The sequence below is a fragment of the Kitasatospora sp. NPDC041917 genome (assembly GCF_055589745.1).
The window spans coordinates 101,132-115,954 of the sequence record NZ_JBVJBI010000011.1; the positions used below are offsets into that span (position 1 = coordinate 101,132).

Here is a 14,823-nt window from a genome sequence, read left to right on the forward strand (position 1 = left end):
GAACCATGGGGTGGGAGGGGACGATTCGTGACCGCGGCGTGACCAGGTTCGTCGGGCCGGACAACGCCGTACGGGGGAATTTAGCCGCGCGGCCAATCAAGTGGCCCGGTGGCCAGGAATAGCGTTCGTGCTGTGGTCGGCGTGCAACCCGCGCCGGCAGTCCCCCCGCACTGAACGAAGGAGAGCGTGCGCTCTATGGACGCTGTGACCCAGGTCCCCGCGCCGGTGAACGAGCCGGTCCACAGCTACGCCCCCGGGAGCCCGGAACGGGCTCGCCTGGAGGCCAAGCTGAAGGAGCTGGGCGGCCAGGAGCCGGTCCAGCTGACCATGACGATCAACGGTGAGCGCCGGATGGGCGGCGGCACCGAGATCCACGTCGTCCAGCCGCACAACCACGCGGCTCGGCTCGGCACCCTGCGCAACGCCACCCAGGCCGACGCGCAGGACGCCATCGACACTGCCCTGGCCGCTGCCCCGGCCTGGCAGGCGCTCTCCTTCGACTCGCGCGCCGCGATCTTCCTCAGGGCCGCCGACCTGCTGGCCGGCCCCTGGCGCGAGACCCTGGCCGCCGCCACCATGCTCGGCCAGTCCAAGACCGCCCAGCAGGCCGAGATCGACACCCCCTGCGAGCTGGTCGACTTCCTGCGCTTCAACGTGCACTTCGCCCGCCAGATCCTGGCCGAGCAGCCGATCTCCTCGGAAGGCGTGTGGAACCGCAGCGACCACCGCCCGCTGGAGGGCTTCGTCTACGCGATCACCCCGTTCAACTTCACCGCGATCGCCGGCAACCTGCCGACCGCGCCCGCGCTGATGGGCAACGTGGTGCTGTGGAAGCCCTCCCCGACCCAGCAGTTCTCCGCGCACCTGCTGATGCAGCTGCTGGAGGAGGCCGGCCTGCCCAAGGGCGTCATCAACATGGTCACCGGCGACGGCCTGGCCGTCTCCGAGGTCGCGCTCAAGCACCCGGCGCTGGCCGGCATCCACTTCACCGGCTCCACCGCCACCTTCCAGCACCTGTGGCGCGAGGTCGGCAACAACATCGCCGGCTACCGCACCTACCCGCGGATCGTCGGCGAGACCGGCGGCAAGGACTTCCTGGTCGCCCACCCGTCCGCCGACCCGAAGGTCCTGAAGACCGCGATGACCCGCGGCGCCTTCGAGTTCCAGGGCCAGAAGTGCTCGGCGCTGTCGCGGGCCTACGTCCCGGCGTCGATCTGGGCCGGCCTCAAGGACGAGTTCGCCGCCGAGGTCGAGGGCCTCACCATGGGCGACGTCAGCGACCTGAGCAACTTCATGTCGGCCGTCATCGACGACCGCTCCTTCGCCAAGAACAAGGCAGCCATCGACCGCGCCCAGGCCGACCCGCAGGTCGAGGTCCTCGCCGGCGGCACCTACGACGACTCGGTGGGCTACTTCGTGCGCCCGACCGTCCTGGTCTGCCAGGACCCGGCGAGCGAGTACTTCAAGGACGAGTACTTCGGCCCGATCCTGGCCGTGCACGTCTACGAGGACGAGAAGTACGAGGAGATGCTGGCCCAGATGGAGTCGGTGTCCCCCTACGGCCTGACCGGCTCGATCATCTCCCAGGACCGCGCCGCGGCCCAGGACGCGATGCACAAGCTGCGCTTCGCGGCCGGCAACTTCTACATCAACGACAAGCCGACCGGCGCCGTCGTCGGCCAGCAGCCCTTCGGTGGCGGCCGGGCCTCGGGCACCAACGACAAGGCGGGCGCCAAGCAGAACCTGGCGCGCTGGACCTCCACCCGCTCGGTCAAGGAGACCTTCGTCCCGCCGACGGACTACCGCTACCCGCACATGGGCTGACCAGCCCCGTGCCGCTGATCGTACGGCTCGTCCAGTAGCCACCGGTCACCCGCGACGCCCGGTCCCGCAGCCGGGCGCCGCCCGCCGGGGCGGCGGGGCCCACCCCCGTACCGCCGCCCCGGCCCTTCTGCCACCCTTGGAAACACCAGCTCCAGGAGTCACGATGCTCCGTTCCGCCCTTCTCGCGGCCTCCCGGTCCCCGCAGGTCCGCACCGTGGTCGAGAAGTTCCCGCCGACCCACGCGATAGTCGAGCGCTTCGTCGCCGGCGACGTCCTCGACGACGCCGTCACCGCCACGGACGACCTGATCGCCACCGGCCGCAAGGTCACCCTGGACCACCTCGGCGAGGACACCCAGGACGCCGCCCAGGCCGCCGGCACCGCCGAGGCCTACGAGCACCTGCTCAAGGCCCTCAAGGACACCGGCCTCGCGGCCGGCGCCGAGGTGTCGGTCAAGCTGTCGGCCGTCGGCCAGTTCCTCCCGGTGGACGGCGAGAAGATCGCGCTGGAGAACGCCCGCCGCATCTGCGAGGCCGCCGCCGACGCCGGCACCACGGTGACCCTCGACATGGAGGACCACACCACCACCGACTCCACCCTCGCCATCGCGCGCGAGCTGCGGGCGGACTTCCCCTGGCTGGGCGTCGTGCTCCAGGCCTACCTGCGCCGCACCGAGGCCGACTGCCGCGACTTCTCGGGTGAGGGCTCCCGCGTGCGCCTGTGCAAGGGCGCCTACAAGGAGCCCGAGTCGGTCGCCTTCCAGGGCAAGCACGAGGTCGACCTCGCGTACGTCCGCGCCCTGAAGGTCCTGATGGCGGGCGAGGGCTACCCGATGATCGCCTCGCACGACCCCAACATGATCAAGATCGCCGGCCAGCTGGCCCAGTGGAACGGCCGCAAGCGGGACTCCTTCGAGTACCAGATGCTGTTCGGCATCCGCCCCGAGGAGCAGCTGCGCCTCGCCGGCGAGGGCAACACGATGCGCGTGTACCTCCCGTACGGCCAGGAGTGGTACGGGTACTTCATGCGCCGCCTCGCGGAGCGCCCGGCCAACCTGACCTTCTTCCTGCGCGCCATGGCCACCCGCGGCTGACCCGGCACCCCAGGCCACGGCCCGCACCCCTGACGGGGGGTGCGGGCCGTCCGCGTTCCCGGCGTCAGAGGAGGTCCTTGGTGTCCAACTCGAAGTCGAACGGGGCTGGGACCATGAGCGGTTCACCAAATGTGGCGAGATGTACCTCGGTGTACTCCTCGCGGTGGGGCTTGCCGAAAAGGCTCACTTGCGACTTCTCGCGGTCGACCAGCAGGTAGAGCGGGATGCCGGCCCTGGCGTAACAGTGCCGCTTGGTGATGCGGTCGAGGTCGGGCTTGCTCGATGTGACCTCGGCGACCATGGCGACGCCGTCGGGCTCCATCCAGGGCGGGGCACCGCGGAAGAGGCGAAGTTCCCGCGGCGCGAACGTCGCATCAGGGATGACGTGGTTCTTCGGACAGAGACCACCGCTGACAAGCCGGAGACCTTTGCCACCGGACACCTGCATGTGGACCTTGGACTTGGCCTTCACCTGGTCGATGAGAAGGTCGATGCAGTCCTCGTGATCGCCGTCCGGCGGTGGTGCCACGATGATCTCTCCCTCGATGAGCTCGGCTCGGAAGCCTTCGGGGGAGTGCAGGCTCAGGAAGCTCTCCAGCAGGATGTCGGCCTGCGTCGGGGAGCCCGTGATCGGTTGCTCATGCGCCACAGCACTCATGATGCCCCTCCTTCAGAGGGCCGTCACACTATTCGCTGCTCGGCGGGGCTGTGCCGTTGACGGCGGAGTTTCACTCGATGGTGTGAGTTTGAAGCCTGGCATAGGATCCGTGCTGGTGAACTGGGCTGTCGGTGAGAGGAGTTGGCGATGCTGAAGGCTTTCGCGGAGCTGTCCACGCCGTTGGTGGCGGACGCCTGTGTGCGGCTCGGGGTGGAGCCGCGGGTGGCGCCGGTGGGAGTGGGGGCGGTGCTGGCCGGGGCCCGGGTGGCGGGGCGGGTGCTGCCGGTGCGGCACTACGGGAGCGTGGACGTGTTCCTGGAGGCGTACGGCGCGGCCCGGGACGGGGACGTGCTGGTGGTCGACAACGGCGGGCGGACCGACGAGGCCTGCATCGGGGACCTCGCGGTGCTGGAGGCGCGGGCCGCCGGGGTGGCCGGGATCGTGGTGTGGGGGCTGCACCGGGACACGCCCGAGCTGCTGGAGATCGGGCTGCCGGTCTTCAGTTACGGGGCACTGCCGCTCGGCCCGGTGCGGCTGGACGGCCGGGAGCCGGAGGCGCTGCTGACGGCGAAGTTCGGCCCGCACCCGGTGAGCGCCGAGGACGTGGTGTTCGCCGACGCGGACGGGGTGCTGTTCGTGCCCGCCGACCGGGTCGCCGAGGTGCTGGGGACGGCCGGCGCGATCGCCCGGACCGAGCGCGCGCAGGCCGGGCGGATCGCGGCCGGGGACACGCTGCGGCGGCAGACCGCCTTCGACGAGTACCTGCGGCGCCGCGCCGCGGACCCGGCGTACAGCTTCCGGCAGCACCTGCGGCGGGTCGGCGGGGCGATCGAGGAGTAGGACGGTTACAGCGGCCGGTGCATGACGTGCAGGCCGACGTAGCCGTCCACCGGGTGGAGGAAGGCCTCGGGGACGGTGCCGACGATCTCGAAGCCGAGCGATTGGTAGAGCTTCACGGCGTGGTGGTTGCTGGCGACCACCGCGTTGTACTGCATGGCGCGGAAGCCGGCCCGGCGGGCCCAGTCGAGGGTGTACTCGACCAGGGCCCGACCGATCCCCTCGCCGTGGTGGGCCGGGTCGACCATGTAGCTGGCGCTGGCCACGTGCGAGCCGTTGCCGGGGCGGTTGCGGTTCATGGTGGCGGTGCCGAGGACCCGTCCGTCCTCGTCCACCGCGACCACCGTGCGGTTCGGGGCGGCGAGCATCCACCACTCCCGGCCCAGCTCGGAGGACATGTCCAGGGGGTAGGGGAAGGTCTCGCCGGCGGCGACGACGGCGTGGAAGAACGGCCAGATGGCGGGCCAGTCCTCGGGGGTGGCCTCGCGGATGTCGATGGGCATCGGACCAGGATGATCCCCGACGGGCGGGCGGGCCACCGGTTTTCGGTGGTCCCGCCCGTCGGGCCGGTCGTCGGGGGCCGCGTCGCGGGACGGGTCAGCCGGCGAGGAGGGCGTCCTCGACCAGGGCGGCGGTGTGGGCCTGGCCGAGGGCGTTGGGATGCACCACGGCGTATTCGAGGGGGATGACGCTGGTCAGCACGCCGTCCAGCCAGTGGTCGGCGTCGCAGACGCTGTGGCCGGCGCTGGCGGGGTAGAGGTTCACGAAGGTGTCGCCGCGGGCGGCGGTGTCCTGGGCGATGAGCGTGTTGAGCGGCTCCAGGAGCGCGGTGCGGGCCCAGGCGAGGTCGCCGGTGGTGAAGGTGCCGAACTGCAGGGGGTTGCCGTACTGGCAGAGGGCGGCGTCCTCGGGGACGAGGTGCGGGTAGCCGACGGTGAGGACCCTGGCGGACGGGGCCTTGGCGTGCAGCGCGGTCAGCATCCGGGCGTAGTCGCCGCGCAGCCGGTTCAGGCGGTCGGGCAGGCTCGCGTCGAACTTGTTCTTGCAGGGCGTGCCCCGGCCGAGCTGGACGGCGCCGAGTTCGATGCAGCTCTTGAGGATCTCGGCGAAGCCGAGGTCGTTGCCGCCGATCCCGACGGTGACCAGGTCGGTGGCCGGGTCGACGGCGTCGATCTGCGGCGGGACGGACGGGTAGGGGCCGTTGGGGTCGGTGCCGAGCGGCGGGAGCGGCCGGCCGAGCGGGGACTGCGCGCCGGTGTCGACGCTGCCGGTGGTGGCGCCGCTGCAGCTGACGTTGCGCAGGGCGACCAGGGAGCCGAGGTCGCGGCGGAGGATCTCGGGATAGGAGTCGACGGTGCGGGCGCAGCCGTCGCGCGGTTCGGTCTCGTCGCCGGTGGCCACGATGACCCCGGCGGTGTAGGAGTCGCCGAGGGCCGTCCACCGCAGTGCGGCGGCGCGGTCGCCGGGCCGGGCGGCGGCCTGGGCGGTGGTCGGGGTGATCAGTCCGGCGGCGAGCACGGTGGCGGTGCCGGCGACGGCGAGGCGGGACAGGAAGTGTGGCACGGCTCTCCTCCTCGGGGTGCGGGGGAGAGAGCGGATTCACCCCCCTGAGAGTCAATCGAGTCGCCGTGGTGGCGACTTGATGCCTCAAGGGGGTGAATTCGCGGGCGCGGACGTGACGTCGTGACGTCGTGAGGTCGTCGCGTGGTGTCGTGGCCTCGCCGGACCGGCGGCGGTGTGCGGCTACAGCACCGCGGCGGCGGGCTCGATCATCGCCCGCGCGGTCTTGCCGTCGACGTATTCGCCGAGGGCCGTCATCTCCCACTCGCCGCCCGGACGGCGGACCAGCTTGCACATCATCACACCGGTGTGGGGCTCGGAGTTGGTGAGGTCGAAGCGGACCAGCTCCTCCTCCGTCCGGGCGTCCAGCAGACGGCAGTAGGCGTCGCGCACGTCGGAGAACTTCTGGCCGGAGAAGGAGTTCACGACGAAGACCAGCCCGTGGACCTCCGCCGGCAGGCCCTCCAGGTGGACGGTGATCGCCTCGTCGTCGCCGCCCTCGCCGCCGACCAGGTTGTCGCCGGAGTGGGAGATCGCGCCGTTGAAGATGCTCAGCTTCATGAACCAGGCCGTCTCCAGCCGCTTGTGCCGGGCGTCGAAGGCGAGGCAGGAGGCGTCCAGGTCGATGTCACGGCCACGGGCGGCGGACTTCCAGCCGAGGGCCATCCGGACGGAGGAGAGGAACGGGCGGCCGTTCTTGACCAGGGAGACCGAGCTGCCCTTGACCAGGTTGACCCGGCCCTTGTCCAGGGTGATCTTGGCGGCGGCGGCCGGGGCCGCGGGCGCGGCGGGGGCCGGGGGAGCCGCGGGCGGGGCCGGGACGGCGGTCTGGCCGGTGGCGAGGGCGATCCGCGGGTCGACCGGGGTGCCGGCCGGGGTGGCGGTCGGGGGCCCGGCCGGTGCGGCCGGTGCGGGCGGCACGGGCGGGGCGGCCGGCGGAGTCGGGAGCTGGACGGTGCGGTCCACCGGAGCCGGCGGCGCGACCGGCGCGACCGGCGCGGCGGGGGCCTGGGCGGCCGGGGCCGGGACCGGGGCCGAGGAGGCGGGGGCCGGGGAGTCCTCGACGGAGACGCCGAAGTCGGTGGCGATGCCCGCGAGGCCGTCGGCGTAGCCCTGGCCGACGGCGCGCACCTTCCAGGCACCGCCCCGCAGATAGACCTCGACCACGATGAGCGCGGTCTCCAGGCCCAGTCGGGGCGGGGTGAAGGTGACCAGCACCTCGCCGGTGTCGGCGTCGCGGACGGTGGCGGTGGGCTCCATCCCGGCGAAGGTGGAGACCTGGTCGGCGGGGCTCGCGGTGACCACGATCTTGGTGATGCCGGCCGGGACGGCCCGGGTGTCGACGGTGATCGCGTCGGGGGTGCCGGCGGTGGCCGGGCGGTGGCTGACGCCGGGGCCGTTCGGGGCGTTGAAGAAGACGAAGTCGTCGTCCGAGCGGACCTTTCCGGCATCGGTCAGCAGCAGGCCGGAGACGTCCAGCGCCTTGGGCGCGGTGACCTCGACGCTCACTCGCGCGGCGGTCAGCGGTGCGTTGCCGCCTTGGGTCAGGACGGTGGACACGGACTCCTCCTCGGGTGCGGAACGGCGGCCCGGCCGGGGCCGTCGGGGCGCCGGGCCGGGGTGCTGCCCACAGTAACGAACGAGGTTCGGGGATGTGCCCGTCCGGAACGGCCGACCGTGGATCGTCGAACGACCGTTACACCCGGCCGTCGGCAGGTCAGCGCGCCGCGGTGGCCGGGTCGGTGGCCGGGTCGGTGGCCGGGGAGAGGGCCGGTGCGGGGGTCGTTGCAAGGGCCGGGCCGTCGGCCGGTTCGGGGAGCGGCGAGGCGGCCCGGGCGCGGGGCGCGCACGGATCGACGGGCAGCGGCTGCGCCGGGCCGAAGCCCCCGAGCGCGGCGACCGCGCGGGGGTGGTCGAGGGCGAAGGCGGAGACGCTCCAGCTCTCCGCCGGGGCCGCCTTGCGCGCCGCGGCGGACGGCTCCGCGGCCGGACGGGCGCCGCGGACGCCGAAGGTGTAGTGGCCGGGCCGGACGTCGGTGCCGGGCGGGGTGGTGAAGCGGTAGACGAGGGTGCCGCGCTCCTGCTGGGCGGTGACCACGGCGCCCGGCAGGTCGGTCCAGGCGGCGCCGGCGCCGGGTGCCGACTCGCCCGGGGCGAGCCGGAACTCGGCCTGGAACGCGGTGACCGGCTCGGCCACCGCGAGGGTGAGCCGGTGGCGCAGGCCGTCCCGGCCGAGCGGGGAGAGCAGGGCGGCGCCGGACAGCGCGTGGTCGGTCTCCGGGGCGCTCCCGGGGTCGGCCGGGCCGGCGCCCTCGACGGGGGCGACGGGGTCGACGGGGGCGGTGGGCCCGGTGGGCGCGGTGGGCGCGTCCTTCCCCGGGGCGCCCGCGGCGCCGACGTCCGGGAGGGACGCGGCGGGCGGCGGCGCCGGGCGGCCGGGCACGGTCGGTCGCAGCCCGGGGATGTTCGGTCCCTGGCCGGGGGCGGAGGGGTCGTAGCCGGGCTGCTGGGCGTTCCAGGGCGGGGCCGGGACGGAAGGGGAGGGCGAGGGGCCGGCCGGAGCGTCGGCCCCGGTGCCGGCGAGCTGGGTGCCGTGGGCCGGCGCGTCCTGCCCGGCCGAGGCCTGGCCGCCGGTCTGGGGCGTGCCCGGGTCCGCCGTGCGGGACGCGGGCGGGGTGGCGGCGACCGGCGCGGGTCCCGACGGGCGTGCCGGGAGGTGCGAGGAGGGGGCCGTCGAGGGGTGGCCCGCGGCGGGGGCGGACGACAGGCCGTCGGTCGGGGTCTGCTCCGAGGCCGCCTCGGCCTGGTCGGTGGCGCCCGGCGTGGGCGGCGGGGTGGAGCCGACCCGGGCGACGCCGGCCCGGCGGCCGATCCCCTGCTGTTCGTTGAGCAGCAGGGTGGTGGCGATGCTGATGCCGACCACGGTGGACATCGCCATCGCGGCACCGGACAGGCGCAGGGTGGGCAGCCGGAACAGGCCGCCGAACGGGCGCGGCCGCCCGTGCCGACCCTGCCGTGCGGGCTCGTGGTGCACGTCCCGCGCGGTGTCCTCGCGCACAGCCACCGGACCCCTCCCTCCCCGAAGCCGCCGTCGCGTCGCCGTATTCTCCCACGCGTCGCCGCCGGGTCCGGCTCCGGCCGTCGCGGGCCGGTTCCGCGCGGGCCCGCCCGGGGAGAGGGCAGAGCGTACCAGTGGGTGATCACCTCCCGGTCGGCCCCCGTCCATTTCGTGGACGCCCTTTCGACACACGGAAGTTGACGGTCCGTCTGACAAGGGCGGGTAAGGAGCGGCCGCCCCGGACGGGGGTTATTGCAACCCCCTTGCAACCCTTGCCCGGTGCGCCGGGCGTGACGCAGGCTGAGGTCATCCCACGCCGTCCCGGAGAGACCGTCATGCCGCCCGACCCGCTGTCCGCAGCCTCAAGTGCACCCCTCGCCGCCACCCCCACGGGCGGCGATGGGGACGGCTCCACCGCCGCTCCGGCGGCGGTGGAGGAGGTGCTGATCCTGCGGATCTCGCTGGGCGAGGAGGTGGTCGGCGAGGTGCGCACCCGGTTCCGGTTCGTCGCCGCGCGCCCGTACGAGGTCCTGCTGACCTTCCACCTGGGGCGGCCCGACGAGGCCGACTGGGTGTTCTCACGCGAACTGCTGCGCGACGGGCTGCGCGCGCTGAGCGGCCAGGGCGACGTCAAACTGTGGCCGGCGTACTGCCCGTGCCACGGCGCGACGCTGCACCTGGCGCTCGAATCCCCGCACGGCAGCGCACTGCTGGAGGCGTCCAAGCCCCGGGTGCAGGCCTGGCTGGACCGCACCTACGCGCTGGTCTCCGAGCACCAGGAGCGCCGCTGCGGTCCCACCGACGCCGAGCTGGCCGCGCTGCTCGCGAACGGCTGACGACGGGGCGCCGGATCCGCTCCGCCCGGCCGGGGGCCGAGCGTCAGCGACGCTCCGTCGGGGCGGCGACGCGCGGCGGCGGCAGGGGCGGCGCACCGGGCAGCCGGGCCGTCCCCGCGGCCAGCGCGGCCCGCAGCCGCCGCACGGCCGGGGCCGAGGAGGAGGGCAGCAGGTCGTACGGGTCGTCCGGCCCGTCCACGGTGACCAGCACCGACTCGGCGATCCGGTACGGCCGGTGGGCCAGCAGCCCGCCCAGGTAGCGGCGCAGCCGGGAGAGCTCCGCGCGCACCGTCACCGTCCGGCCCGGGTCACCGAACAGCGCGTCGGCGAGCTGGGCGGCCGTGCTGCCCTCGCGTCCGGTGGCGAGCAGGAGCAGCAGTTCGGCGTGGCGCGGGCTGAGCGGGTGCGACCAGCTGTCGGCCGCGCCCCGGACGGACAGCCCGGGGCGGTCCGGGCGGCGCAGGTCCAGCCGGAGGTGGGCGCCCTCGGCCTGCTCGGCGGTCACCGTGCCCGAGCCGTTCTCCCCGGGCGGCCGGACCGGGCGCACCAGCCAGCCGTCGGCGAGCGGCTCCAGCGCGCACTCGCCGAGGCCCGGCACCCAGTGCACGGCGGCCGGGGTCCAGCCCTCGCTGGGCACCCGCAGCCGGCTGGGCGGCGGCAGCCCGGCCGCGGCGGCGGTCCACCCGGCCGCGTCCACCACCAGCGCCGGGCCGCCGACCCGGGCGAGCAGCGGGGCGGCCAGGGTGCGCAGCTGGTGCAGCGCCTCCAGCCGGTGGGCGCGCAGCTCGGTCTCGGCCAGCCGGGCGGCGGTCGCGGTGAGCTGGAGCAGGTACGGGCGGATGCTGTGCGCCGGGCCGCTCAGGTTGATGGCGCCGACCAACTGCCCGGTGCCGGGGTCGCGCACCGGTGCGGCCACGCAGGTCCAGGAGTGGTGGCTGCGCAGGTAGTGCTCGGCGGAGTGGACGTGCATCGGGCGCCGGGCGCGCAGCGCGACCGCGATGCCGTTGGTGCCGACGCTCTCCTCGATCCAGCGGGCGCCGGTGATGAAGCCGATCCGGTCGGCGCTGCGGCGCAGGCCGCGTTCGCCCTCCTGCCAGAGCACGTGGCCCTCGGCGTCGGCGACGGCCAGCAGCAGCGGGGCCGTGCCGCCCGTCTCCACCAGGGTCTCGCGGAGCACCGGCAGGACGGTGTCGAGCCCGCTGGTGCGGCGTCGCTGTTCGATTTCGCCGGGGCCCAGCAGGACGGCGGCGGCGCCGGTGTCGGGGTCGAGGCCGAGGCGGCGCAGCCGGGCCCAGGAGTCGCCGATCTCGGGCCGGGGTTCGAGCAGGCCGGGGCCGCCGGTCTCCTCGGTGCGGGCGGGGGTGGACAGTTCCCGGGCGGCGGCGTCGGCGAGGGTGCGGTCGTGGACCTTGGCCAGCTCCGTCGCGGACGGCGGGGTGCGGCGCTCTGGTCGTCGGGACTGCCGTCCGGTCTGCCGCACTCGCTTCGCTCCTCGCCGCCGTTCGAGGACGCGTCGGGGCCGACGCGCTGACGAAAGCGTACGGGTGCGGTGGGCCGCTGGGGACGGGGTCGGGCAAGTCGGCATACCGGACGGTACGGAACGCGGGTCCGGCCCCGGGCCCGGCCGTGCCCGCCGGGGTGCGGGGCCCGACCCCCGGCCGGCCCCGGCCGGTGGTCAGCGCTGGGCGCCGGAGCCCTGCTGGGCCGCCTCCACGGTGTGGTGCAGGTCGGCGGTGGCCTCCAGGGCGGCGCCGGTGCTCAGCGCCAGGCAGGCGGCCAGGGCCACGGCGGCGGCCCGCAGCCAGGTGCCCGGGGCGGGGGCCGGGCGGGGCCGGAGCAGTGCGGCGACCCGGCGCGGGACCGGGCCGGAGTGGGCGGTGGCGACCGTCCGGGGGCGGGCCGGCCAGGAGGAACGGCTCGCGGCCAGGGCCGCCCGGCCGACCGCGCGGGCGGTCACGGCGCGGTCGCCGACCCGGGCCGCCGCGACCTCGTCGGCCCAGCGCTCCAGGTGGTACCCGAGGGGTGCGCGCAGCGGGCGCAGTGCCGGATGGACGTCGGCGGCGTGCTCGGCGAGGGCGAGGAAGAGGTGGTGGCGGGCGGTCAGGTGGGCCCGTTCGTGGGCGAGCAGGGCGGAGCGCTCGGGGCCGTCGAGGGCGCGCAGCATGCCGGAGGTGACCACGATCCGGCCGGGCTCGCCCGGTCGGCCGGGGCGGCCCAGGCGGCCGGGCAGGGCGAAGGCGTCGGCGCAGTCGTCGTCCAGCACGGTGAGCGGGTGGTCGGCGGGCCGGAACAGCGCGGCGGGCCGCAGGAGGGCGACCGGCCGCAGCCGGGCGGCGAGCCGGGTGAGCGAGGGCGGCCACGCCGAGGGGCGTGACCGGCGCACGGAGGCGCGCGGGGGGCGCATGTCCGAATGCTGGGCAGGGGAGGGGGCGCGGCCCGGCCGGTGGGCGCCCGTCCGGTCCGTCCGGTCCGTCCGGTCCGTCCGGTCCGTACGGTGGCGGTCGGTGCGGTCGGTGCGGTCGGTGCGGTCGGTGCCGCTGGCGGCGCCGGCGCCGTCGGTGGGTCGGCCGGGGTGGTCGTGGGCCGGGAGCGCGGCCCGGGCGGTGCGCAGCTCCCGCTGCCGCCGGTGGACGGTGCGCGCCGCCAGTGCGCCGAGCGCGAGCAGCGCCAGGGCGGCGAGCGCGGCCGCGAACGGCGCGGCGGGCGAGGCCGCGGTGAGCCAGGGCAGCGAGAGGTGGCCGAGGGCGGCGACGGGCGGGAGCTGGAGCAGTCCGTCGGCGGCGAGCAGGCCGAGCGAGCAGAGCGTGCCGCCGGCCAGCACGGCGGTGGTCGCGGCCAGCATCCAGGCGGCGGCCCGCGGCGGCAGCGCCTCGGCGAGGCGGCGGGCCAGCGGGGCGGCCAGGAAGGGCAGCAGCAGCGGGACCCAGACGGCGAGCATCATCGGCCGGCCGCTCCCGGGGTGCCCGGGCCCGCGGTGTCCGGGCCCGCGGCGCCGGCCCCGGTCGCCTCCGCGCCCGGGGTGCCGTCGCCGAGCAGTTCGCGCAGCAGCTGCTCGTCCTCGGTGGAGAGGTCGGAGACGAAGCGGGCCAGCACGGTGGAGCGGTCGGCCTCGCGGCCGAGTTCGGTGTGCATCCGGCGGGCGGCGAGTCCCGCGGTGTCCTGGACGGTCGGGGTGTAGGCGTAGGCCCGGCCGGCCCGGGTGCGCACGACCGTGCCCTTGTCGAACAGTCGGCCGAGGATCGTGGCGATGGTGGTGCGGGCGAGGTCCCCGCCGAGCGCGGCCTGGACGTCCTGCGGCGTCATCGGCTGCCGGGCGGACCAGAGGGCGGCCAGCACCTCGGCCTCCAGCTCCCCGGCGGGCCGGCGGGCGGACGGTACGTCGGGCATGGCGGCGCTTCCTCCAAGTATCGTCTACAGTCATGTAGACCGTCTACGCAACTGTAGACGGTCCGGGCGGGTTCCGATGCGAACCGCCCCCCAACGTACGGGAGGTCCGTCGGCCTTGCTCCAGTTCCTCGCCGATCCGGCCGTTCACCTCGCGGTGAACCCGCTGGACGCGTCCTCACTGCTCGCCGCCTTCGGTGCGCTCGGCATCGCCGTGGTGCTGTTCGCCGAGACCGGCCTGCTGGTGGGCTTCTTCCTGCCCGGTGACTCGCTGCTGTTCACCGCCGGACTGCTCTGCGTCCCCGGCGCCACCAAGGGCCCGCAGCTGCACCTGTGGCAGGTGCTGCCCGCCGCCCTGGTCGGCGCGCTCGTCGGAGCCCAGGTCGGCTACCTGATCGGCCGCCGCGGCGGCCGGGCGCTGCTGGCCCGGACCCGGCGCAAGAGCCTGCTGGAGGGCGTGGCGCGGGCCGAGGAGCTGCTGACCAAGTACGGGCACGGCAAGGCGATCGTGCTCGCCCGGTTCATCCCGGTGGTCCGAACGGTGCTGAATCCGCTCTGCGGCGTACTCGACGTGCCGGTCCGCTCGTTCACCCTCTGGCAGGTGCTCGGCGGCGTGGTCTGGACGGTCGGCGTGGTGCTCGCCGGGTACGGGCTCGGCTCGTCCGTCCCCAGCATCGACCGATATCTGCTGCCCATCATCGGTCTGGTAGTAGTTGTCTCCGTGCTCCCCATTGTTCTCGAACTGTTCCGCGCCCGTAAGGCGCGACGTCACGGAGGTGACATGTGACGCCATCCCGGGCGCTCGCCGTGTACGACGGCAGCGGAATCGACGGCGGCCTGTACACCCGGGTCAACGGCTGGGCGCAGTCGGCCCCGCACTGGCTGGACGAGGTGATCAAGGTCTGGTCGGCGCTCGGCCTCGGACTGTTCGCGGTCTTCATGCTCCTCGCGTGGTGGCGGGCGCGCGGCGCGGACTCGGCCGTGATGGCCAGGGTGCTCGCCTCGCCGGTGATCGTGGTCGTCGCGTACGGCGTCAACTCGGTGTTCAAGGGCGCGGTCGAGGAGCTCCGGCCGTGCGCCCAGATCCCCGGCAGCGTCGCGCTGGAGACCTGCCCGGGCACCGGGGACTGGTCCTTCCCGAGCAACCACTCGGTGATCGCCTTCGCCGCCGCGGCCGCGCTCTGGTTCGTCGACCGGCGGCTCGGCTGGGTGGCCGGCCTGTTCGCGGCGCTGATGGCCGCCTCCCGGGTCTGGGTCGGCGTGCACTACCCGCACGACGTGGCGGTGGGCGCGCTGGTCGGGCTGCTGGTCGCGGTGGTGCTGGCGCCGCTCGCCGGGCGCTGCGGACCGCTGGTGGACCGGATGCGGGCGGGTGCGCTGCGGCCGCTGCTCGGGCCGGGCGCGCTGCCCCCGGTCGACCGCGGCTACGCGACGCAGGGGCGCTGACCCCGCCGCCGGCGCCGCCGGGCACTCCGACGCCGCCGCGCGCTCGGACGCCGTTTCCCGGGCCGCCCGCCCCTTGTCCGGTTTCGGACGACGGGTGGAGCATGTGAGCCGGGCGTGGGGCCTCCTC

Annotated in this window: 14 protein-coding genes; 6 read left to right on the forward strand and 8 right to left on the reverse strand. The window is 74.9% G+C overall.

All coding sequences use genetic code 11. From position 1 onward, the window contains the following. Window positions 1-195 precede the first annotated feature (195 nt). Window positions 196-1,824 carry an L-glutamate gamma-semialdehyde dehydrogenase gene (pruA, locus tag ACZ6EM_RS16055; protein WP_401048251.1) on the forward strand — a complete coding sequence of 543 codons (1,629 nt, stop codon included), beginning with the start codon at window positions 196-198 and terminating at the stop codon, window positions 1,822-1,824. Window positions 1,825-1,987: 163 nt separating this feature from the next. Then, window positions 1,988-2,917: a proline dehydrogenase family protein gene (locus ACZ6EM_RS16060; RefSeq protein ID WP_359905370.1), complete on the forward strand. Its 930-nt coding sequence runs from the start codon at window positions 1,988-1,990 to the stop codon at window positions 2,915-2,917. A gap of 64 nt (window positions 2,918-2,981) precedes the next feature. Here the strand turns inward: ACZ6EM_RS16060 and ACZ6EM_RS16065 are convergent, their stop codons facing one another. Further along, on the reverse strand, window positions 2,982-3,575 hold the full coding sequence (locus ACZ6EM_RS16065; RefSeq protein ID WP_452179364.1) for a Uma2 family endonuclease: 594 nt from the start codon (window positions 3,573-3,575) through the stop codon (window positions 2,982-2,984). Window positions 3,576-3,722: 147 nt separating this feature from the next. On the opposite strand from ACZ6EM_RS16065, the gene ACZ6EM_RS16070 reads away from it, so the two are divergent. Beyond that, window positions 3,723-4,415: an RraA family protein gene (locus tag ACZ6EM_RS16070; RefSeq protein WP_465772568.1), complete on the forward strand. Its 693-nt coding sequence runs from the start codon at window positions 3,723-3,725 to the stop codon at window positions 4,413-4,415. Window positions 4,416-4,420: 5 nt separating this feature from the next. On the opposite strand, the gene ACZ6EM_RS16075 is transcribed toward ACZ6EM_RS16070, so the two are convergent. The 4 genes from ACZ6EM_RS16075 to ACZ6EM_RS16090 form a co-directional block, all read right to left on the reverse strand. Further along, a complete protein-coding gene (locus ACZ6EM_RS16075) occupies window positions 4,421-4,909 on the reverse strand; it encodes a GNAT family N-acetyltransferase (protein WP_401054768.1) in 489 nt (162 codons plus the stop codon). Between the two features lie 100 nt (window positions 4,910-5,009). Next, window positions 5,010-5,975 (reverse strand): SGNH/GDSL hydrolase family protein, encoded by a 966-nt coding sequence (locus ACZ6EM_RS16080; protein WP_401054766.1) that lies wholly within the window; start codon window positions 5,973-5,975, stop codon window positions 5,010-5,012. 180 nt (window positions 5,976-6,155) lie between these two features. After that, window positions 6,156-7,520: a TerD family protein gene (locus tag ACZ6EM_RS16085; protein WP_465772617.1), complete on the reverse strand. Its 1,365-nt coding sequence runs from the start codon at window positions 7,518-7,520 to the stop codon at window positions 6,156-6,158. Window positions 7,521-7,689: 169 nt separating this feature from the next. Next, window positions 7,690-9,036: a hypothetical protein gene (locus ACZ6EM_RS16090; RefSeq protein ID WP_465772569.1), complete on the reverse strand. Its 1,347-nt coding sequence runs from the start codon at window positions 9,034-9,036 to the stop codon at window positions 7,690-7,692. A gap of 329 nt (window positions 9,037-9,365) precedes the next feature. Here ACZ6EM_RS16090 and ACZ6EM_RS16095 point away from each other — a divergent pair, with 329 nt between their 5' ends. Then, the gene (locus ACZ6EM_RS16095; RefSeq protein ID WP_359905384.1) at window positions 9,366-9,866 is read left to right on the forward strand and encodes an SsgA family sporulation/cell division regulator; all 501 of its coding nucleotides are present in this window, start codon (window positions 9,366-9,368) and stop codon (window positions 9,864-9,866) included. Between the two features lie 43 nt (window positions 9,867-9,909). On the opposite strand, the gene ACZ6EM_RS16100 is transcribed toward ACZ6EM_RS16095, so the two are convergent. From ACZ6EM_RS16100 to ACZ6EM_RS16110, 3 genes are all read right to left on the reverse strand, one after another. Further along, a complete protein-coding gene (locus tag ACZ6EM_RS16100; protein WP_401055000.1) occupies window positions 9,910-11,346 on the reverse strand; it encodes a GAF domain-containing protein in 1,437 nt (478 codons plus the stop codon). Between the two features lie 195 nt (window positions 11,347-11,541). Continuing rightward, window positions 11,542-12,807: a M48 family metalloprotease gene (locus tag ACZ6EM_RS16105; protein WP_465772570.1), complete on the reverse strand. Its 1,266-nt coding sequence runs from the start codon at window positions 12,805-12,807 to the stop codon at window positions 11,542-11,544. Beyond that, entirely contained in the window at window positions 12,804-13,253 is a 450-nt protein-coding gene (locus ACZ6EM_RS16110) for a BlaI/MecI/CopY family transcriptional regulator (protein WP_465772571.1), read from the reverse strand. The genes ACZ6EM_RS16105 and ACZ6EM_RS16110 overlap by 4 nt, the downstream gene beginning before the upstream one ends. Before the next feature lie 115 nt (window positions 13,254-13,368). Between ACZ6EM_RS16110 and ACZ6EM_RS16115 the strand changes: the two genes are divergently transcribed. After that, entirely contained in the window at window positions 13,369-14,037 is a 669-nt protein-coding gene (locus ACZ6EM_RS16115; protein ID WP_359905395.1) for a DedA family protein, read from the forward strand. Next, complete coding sequence (locus tag ACZ6EM_RS16120) at window positions 14,034-14,696, forward strand: phosphatase PAP2 family protein (RefSeq protein ID WP_401054663.1); 663 nt, start codon at window positions 14,034-14,036, stop codon at window positions 14,694-14,696. Before ACZ6EM_RS16115 ends, ACZ6EM_RS16120 begins: the two co-directional genes overlap by 4 nt. Window positions 14,697-14,823: the final 127 nt, after the last annotated feature.